Source organism: Ewingella allii, assembly GCF_044430645.1.
In the GTDB taxonomy this organism is placed as follows: Bacteria; Pseudomonadota; Gammaproteobacteria; order Enterobacterales; family Enterobacteriaceae; genus Ewingella; species Ewingella allii.
In genome coordinates this window covers 30,446-46,284 of the sequence record NZ_JAWUDN010000006.1, presented here as the reverse complement: position 1 = coordinate 46,284, position 15,839 = coordinate 30,446, and the positions used below count along the sequence as shown (strand labels likewise).

The window sequence follows — 15,839 nt, the reverse complement described above, 5'->3', positions numbered from 1 at the left end:
AAATAAGTTAATTAATAACCTAACAGGGGAAACGATGGCTGCTGTCGATACGACGGATAAACTGTCCGAGAAACCACGGGATAAATTGAACGGCGTGGTGTTTTTCACGTCCGCCGGTTTAATTTTAGCCTTCACGCTGATGTCTATTTTTTATACCGAACTGTCGGGGAAATGGCTCAGTAGTGCACTGAATTGGGTATCAGCAACTTTCGGCTGGTATTACATGCTGGCTGCTACGCTGTACATCGTGTTTGTAGTGTTCATTGCCTGTTCGCGCTTCGGCTCGATTAAACTCGGCCCTGAACAATCCAAACCCGAATTCAGCATGATGAGTTGGGCTGCGATGCTGTTCGCCGCCGGGATAGGCATCGACCTGATGTTCTTCTCCGTGGCCGAGCCGGTAACGCAATATATGTTGCCGCCGGAAGGTCAGGGCCAGACGCTGGAAGCTGCGCGTCAGGCGATGACCTGGACGCTGTTCCACTACGGCCTGACCGGCTGGTCAATGTACGCGCTGATGGGCATCGCGCTGGCTTACTTTAGTTATCGCTACAACCTGCCGCTGACCATTCGTTCTGCGCTATATCCAATCTTCGGCAAGCGCATTAATGGTCCCATCGGCCACAGCGTTGACATCGCGGCGGTGGTCGGCACCATCTTTGGTATCGCCACCACGCTGGGTATCGGCGTGGTGCAGCTGAACTATGGCCTCAACGTGCTGTTCAAAATCCCGGAAAACCTGACGGTGCAGGCCTCGCTTATCCTGCTGTCGGTGATTATGGCGACAGTCTCTGTGACCTCTGGCGTGAACAAAGGTATTCGAATTCTTTCCGAGCTGAACGTGCTGCTGGCGCTGGGTCTGATCCTGTTCCTGTTGTTCTTCGGTAATACCGAATTCTTGCTTAACGCGCTGGTACTCAACATTGGCGATTACATCAACCGCTTTATGGGCATGACCCTCAACACCTTTGCCTTTGACCGTCCAACCCAGTGGATGAATAGCTGGACGCTGTTCTTCTGGGCATGGTGGGTTGCCTGGTCGCCGTTTGTAGGCCTGTTCCTGGCGCGTATCTCACGCGGCCGTACCATCCGTGAGTTCGTGCTGGGTACCTTGATCATTCCGTTTGTGTTTACCCTGCTGTGGTTGTCGATTTTCGGTAACAGCGCGCTGTACCAAATCATTCACGGTAATCTGGGCTTCGCCAATGAAGTGATCGCCCACCCTGAGCGCGGCGTTTACAGCCTGCTGGCGCAGTATCCGGGCTTTACCCTGAGTGCTTCGGTTGCAACCATTACCGGCCTGTTGTTCTACGTGACGTCGGCGGATTCCGGCTCTCTGGTGCTGGGTAACTTCACCTCGAAGCTGGCGGACATCAACAACGATGCCCCGAACTGGTTACGCATTTTCTGGTCAGTCACCATCGGCGTGTTAACGTTAGGTATGTTGATGACCGACGGCGTCTCAGCGCTGCAAAACGCCACGGTTATCATGGGTTTGCCGTTTAGCTTCGTTATCTTCTTCATCATGGCCGGTTTGTATAAATCGCTGCGGCTGGAAGATTATCGCCGCGCCAGTACCCAGCAGTCTCTGGCCCCGATTGCGGTCAGCGGCGGCGACGCGGTGCTTAACTGGAAACAGCGTTTATCACGCGTGATGAACTATCCGGGTACCACCCATACGCAGAAAATGATGGATAACGTCTGCCGTCCGGCAATGCTGGACGTGGCGCAAGAGCTGGAGCTGCGCGGTGCCAAAGTCGAGTTCAGCGAGCATGAGCCGGAGGACGATGAGAAAATCAACCATCTTGAGCTTATCGTGGCGCTGGGCGAAGAGCAGAACTTTGTCTATCAGATCTGGCCTGTGCGCTATGCCGTTCCGGCGTTTACCTATCGCGCTCGTGCGGGTAAATCGCACTACTACCGTCTGGAAACCTTCCTGCTGGAAGGTACGCAGGGTAATGACCTGATGGACTTCACCAAGCATCAGGTGATCAATGACATTCTGGATCAGTACGAACGTCATCTGAACTTCCTGCACATTAATCGCGAAGCGCCGGGCAACACCCTGACCTTCCCTGAGCAGACGATTTAATTCTCAATCGCTCAGTTAGTACGATAATAAAAACCCGCCTCGGCGGGTTTTTTGTTGGCTATCCAAAAACCTGCTCCGTTTATTGGCGCAAGAAAGGCAAAACCTTCTTCAGCAGAAGCTCCGGCTGTTCTTCTGCAATGTAGTGTCCACAGGGCAGCGCCTCGCCTGTTACCTGTTCAGCCACCTTCGCCCATTCCTCCAGCGGCTTAAAACATTTGCCGACGGTGCCCTGCTCGCCCCACAGGATCAACAGCGGACATTGCACTTTGCGAGACGCCTCGAGATCAATCTGGTCGTGTTGCAGGTCAATCGACGCCGAGGCTCGATAGTCCTCGCAAATCCCGCGCGCCGTGCCATCAAGTTGCAGACAGCGCAAATAATCTGCGTATGCTTCGTCGGTGAAGGGCTGCATACCGGCGCTGCGGCTACCCATTACGCTGCGCAGGTACAGGTCAGCATCATGAGAGATTAAGGCTTCAGGAAGCGGCGCGGGGCGAATCAGGAAGAACCAATGCCAGTAGGCGCGAGCAAATTCTTCATTGGTTTGCTGGTACATGGATAGCGTCGGCGCGATATCCATCAGCACCATGCGTTTTACGGCCTGCGGGTGGTCGAGGGCCAGACGGTGCGCCACGCGAGCGCCGCGGTCATGGGCTATCACGCTAAATTGCTTGAAGCCCAGTGCCAGCATCAGCTCGTACTGATCCTGCGCCATTTCGCGCTTGCTGTAGAGATAATGGTCGGCGTCCGGCTCAGGTTTGCCACTGTCGCCGTAGCCGCGTAAATCGGCAAGTACCACTGTGTATTGTGAAGTCAGGTACGGTGCGACTTTATGCCAAATGGCCTGCGTTTGCGGGTGTCCGTGCAGCAGTAGCAAGGGTTCGCCTTGACCGGCTATTCGATAGGCAATGTCAGTTCCATTAACGGCAATCCGACCTTGGGTAAAATGTTCAAGCATGGGTTTTCTCCTTTTTACCCATCTTAGTCTTTGCCCCGTTGGCAACAAGCTCACAACTGGAGATCGGCTATTCACGGATCGTGTTTTGAAGCACCACGCTTAGGCCATTGCTCGGACACCTGGAAGTTGCGACGCTGGGTTATCCACTGAGTTTCTCAGGGCAATAATAGTTTCTCAGGACAATAAAATGAAACCAAGAACGCTATATGAAAAGCATATCGACAGTCACAGCGTGCGCACGCTGGATGACAAAGGCCACGTGCTGCTTTACATCGACCGTCAGGTAATTAACGAGTACACCAGCCCGCAGGCCTTTAGCGGGCTGCGCGACGCCGGACGCCGCGTGTGGCGGCCTGAGACGTCCCTCGCGGTAGTTGACCACGTCAACCCAACTGCGCCAGTGCGTACCCGCCAAATGCCGGACGCGGGCGGAGCGCGGCAGGTTTCCTATTTGGCGGAAAACTGCCAAGAGTTTGGCATTGAGCTGTTTGATATTTTAGACAAACGTCAGGGCATTGAGCACGTGGTGGCGCCTGAACAGGGCTTTATCTTACCGGGTATGGTTATCGCCGCCGGAGACAGCCACACCACCACCTACGGCGCGCTGGGCGCGTTTGGTTTCGGCATCGGCACATCCGAAATTGAACACCTGCTGGCGACCCAAACCTTGGTGTACAAAAAGCTGAAAACCCTGCGCGTGACGGTGAACGGCAGGCTGGCAAACGGCATTACCGCCAAAGACGTGGTGATGGCGCTGGTGGCGAAAATCGGCGCGGCGGGTGCGACCGGCTACGCCATTGAGTTCTGCGGCGAAGGCATCGACATGCTCAGTGTCGAGGGGCGGATGACCATCTGCAATATGGCGGTCGAGGCCGGAGCGCGTGGCGCATTTATGGCACCGGACGAAAAGGTCTTCGAGTATTTGAAAGACAAACCGCGCGCGCCGAAAGGCCAGCAGTGGCTCGACGCCGTTGCCCTGTGGAAGAAAGAGTTACACAGCGACGCCGACGCCGTGTTTGACCGCGAAGTGGAACTCAGCGCCGCTGAGATTGCCCCGATGGTGAGCTGGGGAACCAGTCCGGATCAGGCCTTAGCGATTAACGGCCAAGTGCCGGACCCGTCAGCCGAGCCGGATGCTTCTCGTCGCAAGGATTTGCAGCGCGCCCTGAACTACATGGGCCTGCGCGCCGGTCAGCCGCTGAATAGCATCAATATCAGCCACGCCTTTATAGGCTCCTGTACCAATGCGCGTATTGAAGATTTGCGCGCGGCGGCGGAGGTGGTTCGCGGTAAAAGCGTGGCAGCGACAGTGCGGGCAATGATTGTCCCCGGCTCTAGCCAAGTGCGGGCGCAGGCCGAAGCAGAAGGCTTGGCCGAGATCTTTATTCAGGCCGGTTTCGAGTGGCGCCAGTCAGGCTGCTCAATGTGTCTGGCGATGAACGACGACGTGCTGTCACCGGGCGATCGCTGCGCGTCGAGCACCAACCGTAACTTTGAAGGTCGTCAGGGTGCCGGAGCCCGTACCCATCTGATGAGCCCGGCGATGGTCGCCGCCGCCGCCATTCGCGGCCATCTGACCGACGTTCGCGACCAGTGAGGAGAGAACCATGCAAGCTTTTAACGTATTAACCGCCATTGCCGCCCCGCTAACTGCGGCCAACGTCGATACTGACGTGATCATGCCAAAGCAGTTTCTGAAGGGCATTGACCGCAATGGCCTGGATAAAGGCGTGTTCTTTGATTTGCGCTTTTTAACCGACGGCGCGCCGGACCCGGCGTTTATTCTCAATCAGCCGGAGTGGCAGTCGGCCAAGTTTCTGGTAGTTGGGCCAAACTTTGGCTGTGGCTCAAGCCGCGAGCACGCGGTGTGGGGGCTAAAACAGCTGGGCATTCGGGCGCTGATTGGCACCACCTTCGCCGGGATCTTCTTCGACAACTGCCAGCGTAACGGCGTGCTGACAGTGCAACTTTCGCCCGAGCAGTGGTCCAAAATCGCGGAAAGGGTCGCACAGCCGCAGACCAATGAGATCACCGTTGACCTGCCTGAGCAGAAAATTAGCCTGAGCAACGGCGAGCTGATTGATTTCACTATTGATGAGCTGAGTAAACTGTCACTGCTCAACGGTCTCGATGCTATCGGCAATACCCTGCGCTACAGCGACGACATTCGCCAGTTCCAGCAGAGGCATTTGCAGAACAATCCGTGGTTGGCGTGAAGCACTCTTGGTGAGTGTTAAGTTCTTAATGTTGAATGAAGCAGGTGATTTGCGCCGTGACGATCGCGGCGCTAGCCGAGCAGCTGACTGAATCTTTGCTGGAAGAATTCGACACAAACTCGCAGCTTGGCGGACTCCGCCAAACGCGTCGGATAGACCGCCCACACGCTGGCAGGCTGCGAGTAAGCTGGTAAAACCTGCACCAGCTCGCCACTGTCGAGGTAGGGCTGGACGTCCCACTGCGAGCGCAGAATGATACCGTGGTGTTTCAACGCCCATTGCAACACCACTTCGCCACTGTTCGACGAGAGCGCCCCTTTAACGCGAATGCGCTGCTCTTCGCCCTCTGTCGTCACTGACCAGATGCCAAAGGGGTTATCCCGCTCTTTGAGCACCAGACACTGATGTTCGGTTAAATCCTCCAACGACTCCGGCACGCCGTGGGCCTGGAGATAGTCAGGCGAGGCGCAAAGAATGCGCTGATGCTGGGCTAACTTTTTGCCAATGTGCTGCTCGGGGATGTCGTCTCCGACCAGAATTTCCAGATCCACGCCTTCGACCACCAGATCAATCACCCGATCGTACAGGTCGAGGCGCAAATTAAGCTGCGGATAGCGTTCCGCCAGCTCCGCCACGGCGGGCGCGACGTGGCAGCGGCCAAAGCCAAAAGAGCTGCAAATATGCACATTGCCACGCGGCTCGGTGCGGGAGTCGGACAGGTCGCCGATAAACTGGTCGAAGTTATCCAGGATTTGCAGTGCCCAGCGCTGGGCGCGCTCCCCTTCCTCGGTCAGGCGAATGCCGCGAGTGGATCGATGCAGCAGGCGCGCACTCAGCGCCTCTTCAAGGATCTGAATTCGCTTACTGACGTAGGCGGGAGACTGGCCTAGCTCGGTGGCGGCAGCGGCAAAGCTCTGCTTATTCACTACCGCCAGAAAGACCCGCAGGTCTTCCGCTAAGGGCAATCTGTCGCGTTCGCTGGTCACGAGGAGAGCCCAAAATCGGGCTGAGGCTGCCCATTAAGGTGCTCGGCGTGGTGGACATCGCGGCTTTTAACACCGGCGTTATCCATTTTTTCGCGTGCTTCCTGAATGTCGCCGCTGTCGATTTGCAGCTTCTCCTGATCTTTCCCCTGCTCCGGCGTTAATGCCAGTTCCACCATAATCGGGAAGTGATCGGAACCCATCGCCTCGAGGCGTTGAAGGTCAATCAGGGTGAACTCTTTACTGTGGAAAACGTGGTCCAGCGGCCAGCGCAGGAAGGGATAGCTAGCGTGAAAGGTGTTGTACATGCCGCGCCCGCGACGGGGGTCAAGCAAGCCGCTGACCTTCATAAACAGGCGCGTGGTGCGCGACCACGCCACGTCGTTCAGGTCGCCGGTCACAATGGTCGGGTAGCTGGCGCGTGAAGCCGTGTGGCCCACCGCCACCAGTTCGGCATCGCGATTGGTGGATTCATCATCTTCGGTCGGGCTTGGCGGCATCGGGTGCAGGCAGTGCAGCACCACCTGATGACCAGAGGTTAATTCAGCGCGGAAATGCATTGAAGGGATACCTTCAGCCACTAAATACTGAATTTTCGCGTCAAACAACGGCAAGCGAGAATAGACGTGCATGCCGTAGAGGTTATCCAGCGGGCATTTGATGCTGTGCGGATAGTCGCTTTCCAGCGGCGACATCTGCTGTTCCCACCACAGGTCGGTTTCCAACAGCACCAGAATGTCCGGGCGGTTTTTCTCGACTATTTCCAATAGTTTGGCGCTATTGCGGTTGGTCATTAACACATTACAGTTAATGATTTTGATGCGCGGATGGCCATTCGGCACGGTTTTCTTCACCTGCACCGGATAGAGCCGGGTGTAAGGCAATATCCACCATGCCTGATAAACCATACAGGCCAGCGACAGCAGGATAATGAGCGTGGCGAGTGGGCCGCCGAATGGCAAAACCCACAGTTCGGTGAGTAAAAACAGCAATGACAAGGTTGCCATTTGCAGTCGCGGGAAGTCCCAAACTCTCACCCACCAGCGTTGATTCTTCGACAACGGCAGTAACGTCAGCAGTGCCATAATAACGGTCAGCACGCTGACGATAATTCGCAGTGAATCCATTGATGCTTAGCCCTTCCCGTCTGCCACATGACACCAGTTGCGCTGCTCGACAATCCCGCCATTTGGCGAGGTGTAGCCGATACAGCCTAAAATCGAATCAAACAGCTTTTCATGGAACACCGGCGTTTTATCTGCCGCCAGCTTTTGCAGCTGGTCGAAACCGGCACGGTTGTGGTCATCAGACAGGAACTTGTCAGAAGCCCACACCATAATCGGCACCGTACGTTGCTCTATTGGCGCGTGGTCACGCGGTGTACCGTGGAAATGCATGCTTTTTGAAATAGATTCGCCGTGGTCAGAAGCATAAAACACGATGGCGTTCTTGTCTCGCAGTTGATTGAACACCTGCTCGAGGAAGTAGTCGGTATACAACAGCGAGTTATCGTAAGCGTTAATCATCTCTTGCGTCGAGCAGGAGTCATCAATGCCCATACACTCAGGCTGATATTTGGCGAAAGAGCGCGGGTAACGGTCGGAATAGAGATAATGCGAACCTTTGGTGTGCAGAATGATCAGATGCTGGCCCTGCGGATAATGGTCCATCGAGTCCTTCATCTCATCCACCAGCAGCATGTCGTCCACAGGCTTACCGGCGTTGCGCTTTTCAGAGGCAATGTTTTCACGCAGCGAGTAGTCGTTGACGCGGGTCTTGTTGTAGAACCACGCCTCACTCTGCATAGAGTAAAGCTCAGAACTCCAGCCATTGCTCTTCAGCACGGAGAAGACGTTGGCCTCTTTCAGCGTACGCTGCGGCGCTTCGGACGCCCCGCCTTCGCGCACAAACATGCAGCGCAGCGAGAGTTTGGTGGCGGTATCGCACGAGTAGCCCTGAAGCACGGCAAGGTTCTTCTCTTTGCTCAGATTCGGCGTGTTGTCACGGTCATAGCCATAGACGCCCATGTGGTCGCGGCGGGCGCTTTCACCAATCACAAACACCACGTACAGGTCTTTGACATCTTTTGGCGGTGTATAAGTGAAATGCTTGGCGGGGTCGAACAGGTTTTTGGTGTCTTCGGCCTGGCTGTAAGAGCTATAAACAAACAGCCCAAAGGCCGACAGCCAGTTTGACGGCGAGTAAGTCCCGGCCACTACGCCGCCATAACTTGCCATCATGCGGTTGTTCATCACATCATGCTTGTCCTGCACTTTACCCATCAGGCGCAGCGGCAGATAGCACATTAATCCCGCCGCAATCAGCAGCACGACCTTCTTCAACACGCCTTTAGGGCGAGTCTCTTTGAGAGCCGATCCCGGCATCTTGCTCGCCCACAGCAGTACCAGCGGCAGCAGGCTGAACAGCACCACCCAACCAGCGAAATGGGTACCAATCGACTCTTTCGACAGGTCGATGGAATCAGACGCCAGCGCGGCCGCCAAAATGCCGTAACCAATATCGACATTAAACAGGATCATGTAATAACTGGCGGCGACGGACGACACCACAATCACGCTGAGAAGCACGCGGAATACGGTTTTACCGGTAAAGGAGAGCAATTGAGTCAGGAAGTAAACCAGCGCGAAACACGCCACCATTTCGACGGCAATGGATAGCCCATTGTCGTAATGGAGTTGACCAAAGCGTCGGAAGAAAATAGGAAGGTTAAGTAGTATCCCCAGGTATAGCGCAATAAACAGTGAAATTTTCTGTTGCGAAAGAGAACGTAGTTTTTGCATCAGTCTGTGAAGCTCTTTTTAGATAATCAAATGCGTATGCTGCCCGCGCGTGCCGAAGTGAAGAGTAAAAATGACGCGTTAGAGTGCACTTCGATAACTAAATCTGACCGGCAAAAAATGCTTTTAGTTCAGATTCAATCATTTCAGTGAATGTAATAACGTAACAATATTAGTGAAATCGATGTATTTCAATAAGATGAAAAGAAATATTTTTCGTATTTTTTTCACCTTATTGAGGAATTATTGAGAAAGTGGTGCTTTTTTCTCCTGATATTCCGTCGGAAATTGCAGTGTAAACCGCGTTTTGCCCTGGGCCATACTGCTGACTGACACACTTCCCTGATGCAACGCCATAATGGCTTGCACGATAGACAGCCCTAACCCGTTGGAGCTTCCCCCTTCGCTGCGCGACGCATCGGCGCGGTAAAACCTGTCAAACAGCTTGCTGCGTTTTTCGGCGGGGATCGGCTCCCCCTGACTCTCGACGTGGATTAGGGTATTGGCCGCCACCTGCTCCACCTGCACGCGGATCTCCGTGCCTTCGTCGCCATAGCGAATGGCGTTCGCCACCAGATTGCTTAAGGCGCGCTGGAACAGGATAGCGTCGGCGTATAGCGTGCCCCCGCCCTGACACACCAGCCGCATGTCGCGCTCTTCGGCCAAACCTTCGAAATAATCCGCCACTCGCTCCGTCTCGGAGGAGAGCGCCAGCGGCGTAATGTTGAGGACGGAATGGGCATGAGAAGCGCGGGCCAAAAACAGAATGTTTTCTACCATGCGCGAGATGCGCTCCAGCTCCTCCATGTTATTGGCCAGCAGGGTTTCATACTCTTCGGTGCTGCGCGGCTGATACAGCGCCACCTGACAATGCCCCATCACCGCGCCCACCGGGGTGCGGATTTCATGGGCCAAATCGGCGGAGAATTGGGTCAGGCGCTCATAGCCGTCAGCCAGACGGTCTAGCATGGCGTTGAACGACAGGATCAGCGGCTGAAGCTCTTGCGGCGCGCCCTCTCGACTCAGACGGGTGCCCAGGCTGGTCGGATGGATGCTGGCCGCCTCCTGCGCCATCTTACGCAGCGGCCGCAGGCCACGGCGGATCACGCTATAACCCAAGGCGGCAATCAGCAGGTAAGCCAGCAGCACCGCCCCCATGATTTCTAGGCGAAACGCCGCCAGCATCTGCGATTCGGCATCCATAAAATGCGCCGCAGAGATGATGACGGTTCGACCATCCTGCATGCGCACCGCCGCAGAAATATAGCGCACCGGCGTGCCATCGGCCGCGGTCAGTCGCTGAATATCAGCCAGCGTCAGCTGGGTGCCGTCGGCCACCGGCGGTGTGTCAGGAAGCGCCAGATGGGACGGATTGACGTTGATGATCGGCGCGCTGTTTTGCAGGCGGAATTGCAACACGTCCTGCTCATTGCCGAGCATGTTTTCAAACAATTGCGGGCTATGGCTGAGCTGGGTCAGCGGGAAGTCTGTCGCCAGCAGCTGGCGAAAATACTGAACGCGACCGCTGACTTGGTAATCCGCGCGGCGAATCAGCTCTTTTTCAATCGAATAATAGAGGTAGAACCCCACCGCGCTGACCACCAGCGCGGCAATCAGGCCAAACAGCAGAGTGGCGCGCAGGGTTAGCGAGGTCGGGCGTTTCGCCTTTAAGGTGTGGGTTTTCACATTCATGGGCGTACTTCGCACACATAGCCAATACCGCGCACGGTGTGGATCAGCTTGAGATCGAAGGTGCGATCGACTTTGGCCCGCAGCCGTTTTACCGCCACGTCGACCACATTGGTGTCGCTGTCGAAATTCATATCCCACACCTGTGAGGCGATCATGCTGCGCGACAGCACTTCGCCTTCGCGGCGCATCAATAAATGCAGCAGCATGAACTCCTTATTAGTCAGCGGGATGACCTGCTCTTGGCGAGTGACCCGGCGGCGCAGCACGTCGAGATGCAAATCTGCCAGCGAATAGGTGTCTGCCTCGCGGGCCGACGGGCGGCGCAACAGGGTGCGAATGCGCAGCACCAGCTCGGTGAAAGAGAAAGGTTTAATTAGGTAGTCGTCGGCGCCCAGTTCCAGCCCGTGAATGCGATCCTGCACTTCATCGCGGGCGGTGAGAAACAGCACCGGCACGTCGCTTTTCTTGCGCAGCACTTCCATCACCTGCCAGCCATTTAGCCCCGGCAGCATCACGTCGAGGATCACCGCGTCATACTCTTCTTCCAGCGCCAAAAACAGGCCGTCAGCGCCGTTGCGGGCTAAATCGACGCGATATCCCGCCTCGCCCAGCCCCTTTTTCAGGTAGTCACCGGTGCTGACGTCATCTTCAATTACCAGTATACGCATGCGGGCTACCTATTAATGAGAGACTCTTGGGCGAATACTTTAGCAGTTTTGTTTGTCATGTTTGATGACAATTTTGTCATCAAGTTGTCATCTCACTGTTCGGGTTTATCGTCCACTCTTAACTAAGCTATACCCTATAGCAATAACACTATCACTTTGATCAACCTGCAAAAATATGGAGAGTTAACATGACGACTTCAACACGCCTGGCGGGCTTAGTCCTCAGCTCGCTTCTGATGTGTACCGGCGCATTCGCAGCAGATAACGTGATTAAACCGACGCGCGGAACCATCGACTCGGTGAATGATTCATCCATGCAAATCACCACCCGTCAAGGTGACAAGCTTGATGTGCAAATCAATGACCAAACCAAAGTTAACAGCGTTTCTAAAGGCCAGATTTCCGATATTAAAGCTGACAGCTTTATCGGCACCGCCGCCGTTCCACAGGCCGACGGCACGCTGAAAGCGCTGGAAGTTCACGTCTTCGCGCCAAGCCTGCGCGGCAGCGGCGAAGGCTTCAACCCGTTTGAATCTGCCGATGGCAAAATCAACACCATGACCAACGGCACCGTCGGCAAGCTGGTCAACAGCAATGGCCGCACGCTGACCGTGAAGTACCACGACGCACAGAAAACCGTAGTGGTGCCAGATGATGTACCAGTGGTGCTGTTAGCGCCGGGCGACCGCAGCTTGCTGAAACCAGGCGTGAAAATCGTGCTGTTCGCCGCCAAAGACGATAAAGGCAACCTGGTTGCTCGTGGTATCGCCGCTGGCAAAGACGGCGTCGCGCCACCAATGTAAAGGCGATGTCGTCAGTCTCCTGTGTCTAACTTTTTACTGACGATAACGCCATACTAAGAGGCCAGGCGGTGCGAAACCCCCTCTTTTCGCGCCGTTTGGCCTCACTCTTTTTCACTCTGCTTGATAGCACAGGAGCTTTCTTGTGAGCCATCAACCTTCGCTGAAACCTCTCTCGTCAGCCCAACCTAAGCCACGAAAAATCCACCCTTGGCCTGTGCGCCTCTGCCACTGGATTAATCTGCTGGCGATGATTGGCATGGTGATGAGCGGCTGGGGTATCTACAACGCCGACCCCCTGTTCGAATTTCTTACCTTCCCGCAGCAAAGCACGCTGGGAGGCTGGCTGGGTGGCAATATTGCCTGGCATCTGGCGGTGATGTGGCTGCTGGCCGTCAATGCGCTGATTTATCTGCTTTGGGGCGCCTTTAGCGGACACTTCAAGCACGACTTTTTCCCTTTTACGCCAGCTTCTATCTGGCGTGACATCGTCAAAGCCATCACCTTCAAGCTGCCTCATAAGCTGGGTGAATATAACGCGGTGCAGAAAGTGATGTATGTCGGGGTGCTGCTGCTCGGCGCGCTGCTGGTGCTTTCAGGGCTGTCTATCTGGAAGCCGGTGCAGTTTAGCGGGCTGGTCTGGTTGTTCGGCGGTTTCGACATCGCCCGTTATGTGCATTTCTTTGCCATGAGCGGCGTGATGCTGTTTGTGGTGATCCACGTTTTGATGGTGCTTCTGGTGCCTAAAACCTTTGTCGCCATGGTCACCGGCGGCAAAAAAACGGCCTTAAAGGAGCACGCCGATGAGTGACAACGCTGACAAACCCAAAATTATTCTCGAGCCAGATCAGCGCAAGCAGCTGGTGAATATCCAGCGCCGCATGCTGCTGCGCTCGGGTCTGACCCTTGGCGCGGTGTCGATGCTCACCGGCTGTAACTTGCAGGATGGCGACAATGTGGACAAGGTGCTGTGGGCCATGTCGCGCTGGAATGACCGCGTGCAGGGTTGGCTGTTTGGCGGGCAAAAGCTGGCGCAGACCTATCGCGCGGACCAAATTACCACGCCGTTCCGCTTCAATGCCTATTATCCTGAATACAATGTGCCGGAAATCGACATTCCCAACTATCGGCTGGAAGTCTCGGGCTTAGTGCAGAAGAAAGCGCCTTGGACGTTAGAGCAGCTACAGCGCCTGCCGCAGGAGAGCCAAATCACACGGCTGATCTGTATCGAAGGCTGGAGCGCCATTGGCCAGTGGAGCGGCGTGCCGCTAAAGGTCTTCTTGCAGCACGTCGGCGCGGATCTGACGGCCAAATATGTCGGCTTTAAGTGCGACGACCGTTACTACTCGAGCATCGACATGGCCACGGCGCTGCACCCGCAGACCATCCTGGCGCTGGATTTCGGCGGAAAGCCCCTGCCCCCTGACTTTGGCTATCCGCTGCGTCTGCGCATGCCTACCAAGCTCGGTTTCAAGAACGCTAAGCACATCGGGGCGATATTCGTCACCAATGAATATCCGGGGGGATATTGGGAAGATCAGGGTTACAACTGGTATAGCGGGATTTGACGAGGAATGGCTAAAAAGCAGGCATAAAAAAACCGCCCCGAGAGGCGGTTTTTATTTTCGAAACCGTGTAGCGATTGAACGCTAACTTTTTCGAATAATTAGAAGCGGTAACCCACGCCAGCGATCCAGGTGCCAACGTCAACACTGCGGATACGAGACTGTTCGTAAGAAACGTCAATTGCAACGTTTTCCATTGGGTTGAACTGCATACCAGCGCCGTAAGAAACACCGTAGTCGCTAGTGTCAGATTTCTGACGATCAACAGTGCTAACACCGTTGGTGCCTTCGAATTTACCGTAACCCACACCCACTACACCGTAGATGGAAGCCCAGTCGTTCAGACGGAAAGCTGGACCAGCAGTCACACCGTAGTACTGACCTTTGTTGTAGTTGTCAGCGCTTGGGTAGCTGTTTTTCTCGATGTAAGTGAAAGAGCCGATAACGCCCAGTGGGTTGCTATCTTGCTCGAAACGGTATTTCAGGTTGAAGCCGTTTGCTTTGTTAGCAACGCCTTGCATATCACCCTGCGCGTAACCTGCAGTTACGGTGCTGGTGTCTGCGAATGCGCTAGAAGCGCCCAGTGCTACTACGCAAGCTAATGCGGAAAGACATGCAATTTTTTTCATAACAACCACCTCAAATGGGAAACAAAAGTAACCTTCACCACGAAAATATAACAAAAAGCAGTGTGAAACTCTGCCTGATATAAGATGTCCAAAGCATCATATGGTGTAACAAGAAGTTTCCAACACGACATATCCCAATGATTATTAATGATTTTTTGACCATAAAAGTATAAGTGAAACTTATTGAACTTTTTCTGATTAGCAGAAAATTCCTAAAGTTTTGTGCACTTTTCAATCAAAAAAGTGCAGGATTTTCCGAAAGCTGACCCGAAAAATTATTTTTTTTTGGATTTTTTCGCCCCTCTTTTCCCTCTACACTGAACCCACAACAACACATCGCTCACAGTTTTTAGTGATAAAACAAGAATTCCGCGGAATCGGGATCACATTTAAGGCGCGAAGGATGACCGAGTCAGATAAAAATTCACCTGCGGACGGAAACACCGCATCTCAACATATTTCTGCAGACCCGGCACCTACCCTGCCCGCGATTGCTAAGTCAGCTTCGCCACTCGTTGCTGTACTGCTGCTGTTAATTGCCATGCTCTCGTTACAGGGTGGCGCGTCGCTGGCGAAAACCTTATTTCCGGTGGTTGGCCCGCAGGGCGTCACCGCGCTGCGTCTGGGTATCGGCTCTTTGATCCTGCTGGCGTGGTTCCGGCCGTGGCGGATTAAAATGCGCGGCGGCAACCTGAAAGCCTTGCTGATTTACGGGCTGGCGCTTGGCAGCATGAACTACAGCTTCTATCTGGCCATCCAAACTATCCCGCTGGGCGTCGGCGTGGCGCTAGAATTCACCGGGCCGCTGGCCGTGGCGATGTTCTCTTCGCGCCGCCCGGTGGACTTCGTCTGGGTGATTCTGGCGGTGATCGGCCTGTGGTTCCTGTTGCCGCTCGGGCAATCGACTGACAGCATCGACCTGAAAGGGGCCTGTCTGGCGCTGTTTGCCGGCACCTGCTGGGCCATCTATATTCTGGCGGGCCAGCGCGCTGGAAGCAGCTACGGCCCCGGCACGGCGGCGCTGGGTTCATTGATTGGCGCCCTGATCTTCTTTCCGATTGGCGCGTTTCAGGCTCATAGCTCAATCTTCTCGCTGTCCATCCTGCCGTTGGGCCTGTTGATTGCCCTGCTGACCTCCGCCGTGCCGTATTCGCTGGAAATGGTCGCCATGACCAAGCTTCCCGCCAAAACCTTCGGCACGCTGATGAGCATGGAGCCGGCGATGGCCGCGCTGTCCGGTATTATCTTCCTCGGCGAGTTCCTCACCGGCACACAGTGGTTAGCGCTGGCGGCGATTATTGCCGCATCGGCAGGCTCCACGCTGACTATTCAGCGCAAAACCAAGCTGGAGACGGTAGAAGTGCCGGGCAATAATCCCTCGGGGAAGTGACTTCCAGACCCTTTCACATTAAAACCACGCCGCCGAGCGTGGTTTTTT

At 55.0% G+C, this 15,839-nt stretch carries 14 protein-coding genes; 7 read left to right on the top strand and 7 right to left on the bottom strand.

The window, feature by feature from the left end:
* The first annotated feature begins 34 nt into the window (after positions 1 to 34).
* Positions 35 to 2,092 carry a choline transporter gene (locus SBO83_RS14205; RefSeq protein ID WP_353501482.1) on the top strand — a complete coding sequence of 686 codons (2,058 nt, stop codon included), beginning with the start codon at positions 35 to 37 and terminating at the stop codon, positions 2,090 to 2,092.
* A gap of 79 nt (positions 2,093 to 2,171) precedes the next feature.
* On the opposite strand, the gene SBO83_RS14200 is transcribed toward SBO83_RS14205, so the two are convergent.
* Positions 2,172 to 3,050, bottom strand: coding sequence for an alpha/beta fold hydrolase (locus tag SBO83_RS14200; protein WP_396131958.1), 879 nt, complete (start codon positions 3,048 to 3,050; stop codon positions 2,172 to 2,174).
* 187 nt (positions 3,051 to 3,237) lie between these two features.
* Here SBO83_RS14200 and leuC point away from each other — a divergent pair, with 187 nt between their 5' ends.
* Positions 3,238 to 4,647: a 3-isopropylmalate dehydratase large subunit gene (leuC, locus tag SBO83_RS14195; RefSeq protein WP_396131957.1), complete on the top strand. Its 1,410-nt coding sequence runs from the start codon at positions 3,238 to 3,240 to the stop codon at positions 4,645 to 4,647.
* Positions 4,648 to 4,657: 10 nt separating this feature from the next.
* Positions 4,658 to 5,266 (top strand): 3-isopropylmalate dehydratase small subunit, encoded by a 609-nt coding sequence (leuD, locus tag SBO83_RS14190; RefSeq protein WP_396131956.1) that lies wholly within the window; start codon positions 4,658 to 4,660, stop codon positions 5,264 to 5,266.
* 71 nt (positions 5,267 to 5,337) lie between these two features.
* On the opposite strand, the gene SBO83_RS14185 is transcribed toward leuD, so the two are convergent.
* The 5 genes from SBO83_RS14185 to SBO83_RS14165 form a co-directional block, all read right to left on the bottom strand.
* Positions 5,338 to 6,252, bottom strand: a complete 915-nt coding sequence (locus SBO83_RS14185; protein ID WP_396131955.1) for a LysR substrate-binding domain-containing protein — start codon at positions 6,250 to 6,252, stop codon at positions 5,338 to 5,340.
* A complete protein-coding gene (locus SBO83_RS14180; RefSeq protein ID WP_396131954.1) occupies positions 6,249 to 7,376 on the bottom strand; it encodes an endonuclease/exonuclease/phosphatase family protein in 1,128 nt (375 codons plus the stop codon). The genes SBO83_RS14185 and SBO83_RS14180 overlap by 4 nt, the downstream gene beginning before the upstream one ends.
* 6 nt (positions 7,377 to 7,382) lie before the next feature.
* Positions 7,383 to 9,050, bottom strand: coding sequence for a kdo(2)-lipid A phosphoethanolamine 7''-transferase (gene eptB, locus SBO83_RS14175; protein ID WP_396131953.1), 1,668 nt, complete (start codon positions 9,048 to 9,050; stop codon positions 7,383 to 7,385).
* 240 nt (positions 9,051 to 9,290) lie between these two features.
* The gene (locus SBO83_RS14170; RefSeq protein WP_396131952.1) at positions 9,291 to 10,739 is read right to left on the bottom strand and encodes a heavy metal sensor histidine kinase; all 1,449 of its coding nucleotides are present in this window, start codon (positions 10,737 to 10,739) and stop codon (positions 9,291 to 9,293) included.
* Positions 10,736 to 11,407 (bottom strand): heavy metal response regulator transcription factor, encoded by a 672-nt coding sequence (locus tag SBO83_RS14165; protein WP_396131951.1) that lies wholly within the window; start codon positions 11,405 to 11,407, stop codon positions 10,736 to 10,738. Before SBO83_RS14165 ends, SBO83_RS14170 begins: the two co-directional genes overlap by 4 nt.
* A 188-nt stretch (positions 11,408 to 11,595) precedes the next feature.
* Between SBO83_RS14165 and SBO83_RS14160 the strand changes: the two genes are divergently transcribed.
* The 3 genes from SBO83_RS14160 (at position 11,596) to SBO83_RS14150 (ending at position 13,775) form a co-directional block, all read left to right on the top strand.
* Positions 11,596 to 12,210, top strand: coding sequence for a hypothetical protein (locus SBO83_RS14160; protein ID WP_353501473.1), 615 nt, complete (start codon positions 11,596 to 11,598; stop codon positions 12,208 to 12,210).
* A gap of 160 nt (positions 12,211 to 12,370) precedes the next feature.
* Positions 12,371 to 13,018, top strand: a complete 648-nt coding sequence (locus SBO83_RS14155; protein ID WP_396132074.1) for a cytochrome b/b6 domain-containing protein — start codon at positions 12,371 to 12,373, stop codon at positions 13,016 to 13,018.
* Positions 13,011 to 13,775: a molybdopterin-dependent oxidoreductase gene (locus SBO83_RS14150; RefSeq protein WP_396131950.1), complete on the top strand. Its 765-nt coding sequence runs from the start codon at positions 13,011 to 13,013 to the stop codon at positions 13,773 to 13,775. Before SBO83_RS14155 ends, SBO83_RS14150 begins: the two co-directional genes overlap by 8 nt.
* A 98-nt stretch (positions 13,776 to 13,873) precedes the next feature.
* Here the strand turns inward: SBO83_RS14150 and ompX are convergent, their stop codons facing one another.
* The gene (ompX, locus tag SBO83_RS14145) at positions 13,874 to 14,401 is read right to left on the bottom strand and encodes an outer membrane protein OmpX (RefSeq protein ID WP_353501471.1); all 528 of its coding nucleotides are present in this window, start codon (positions 14,399 to 14,401) and stop codon (positions 13,874 to 13,876) included.
* 403 nt (positions 14,402 to 14,804) lie between these two features.
* Here ompX and rhtA point away from each other — a divergent pair, with 403 nt between their 5' ends.
* Complete coding sequence (rhtA, locus tag SBO83_RS14140) at positions 14,805 to 15,791, top strand: threonine/homoserine exporter RhtA (protein ID WP_396131949.1); 987 nt, start codon at positions 14,805 to 14,807, stop codon at positions 15,789 to 15,791.
* Positions 15,792 to 15,839: the final 48 nt, after the last annotated feature.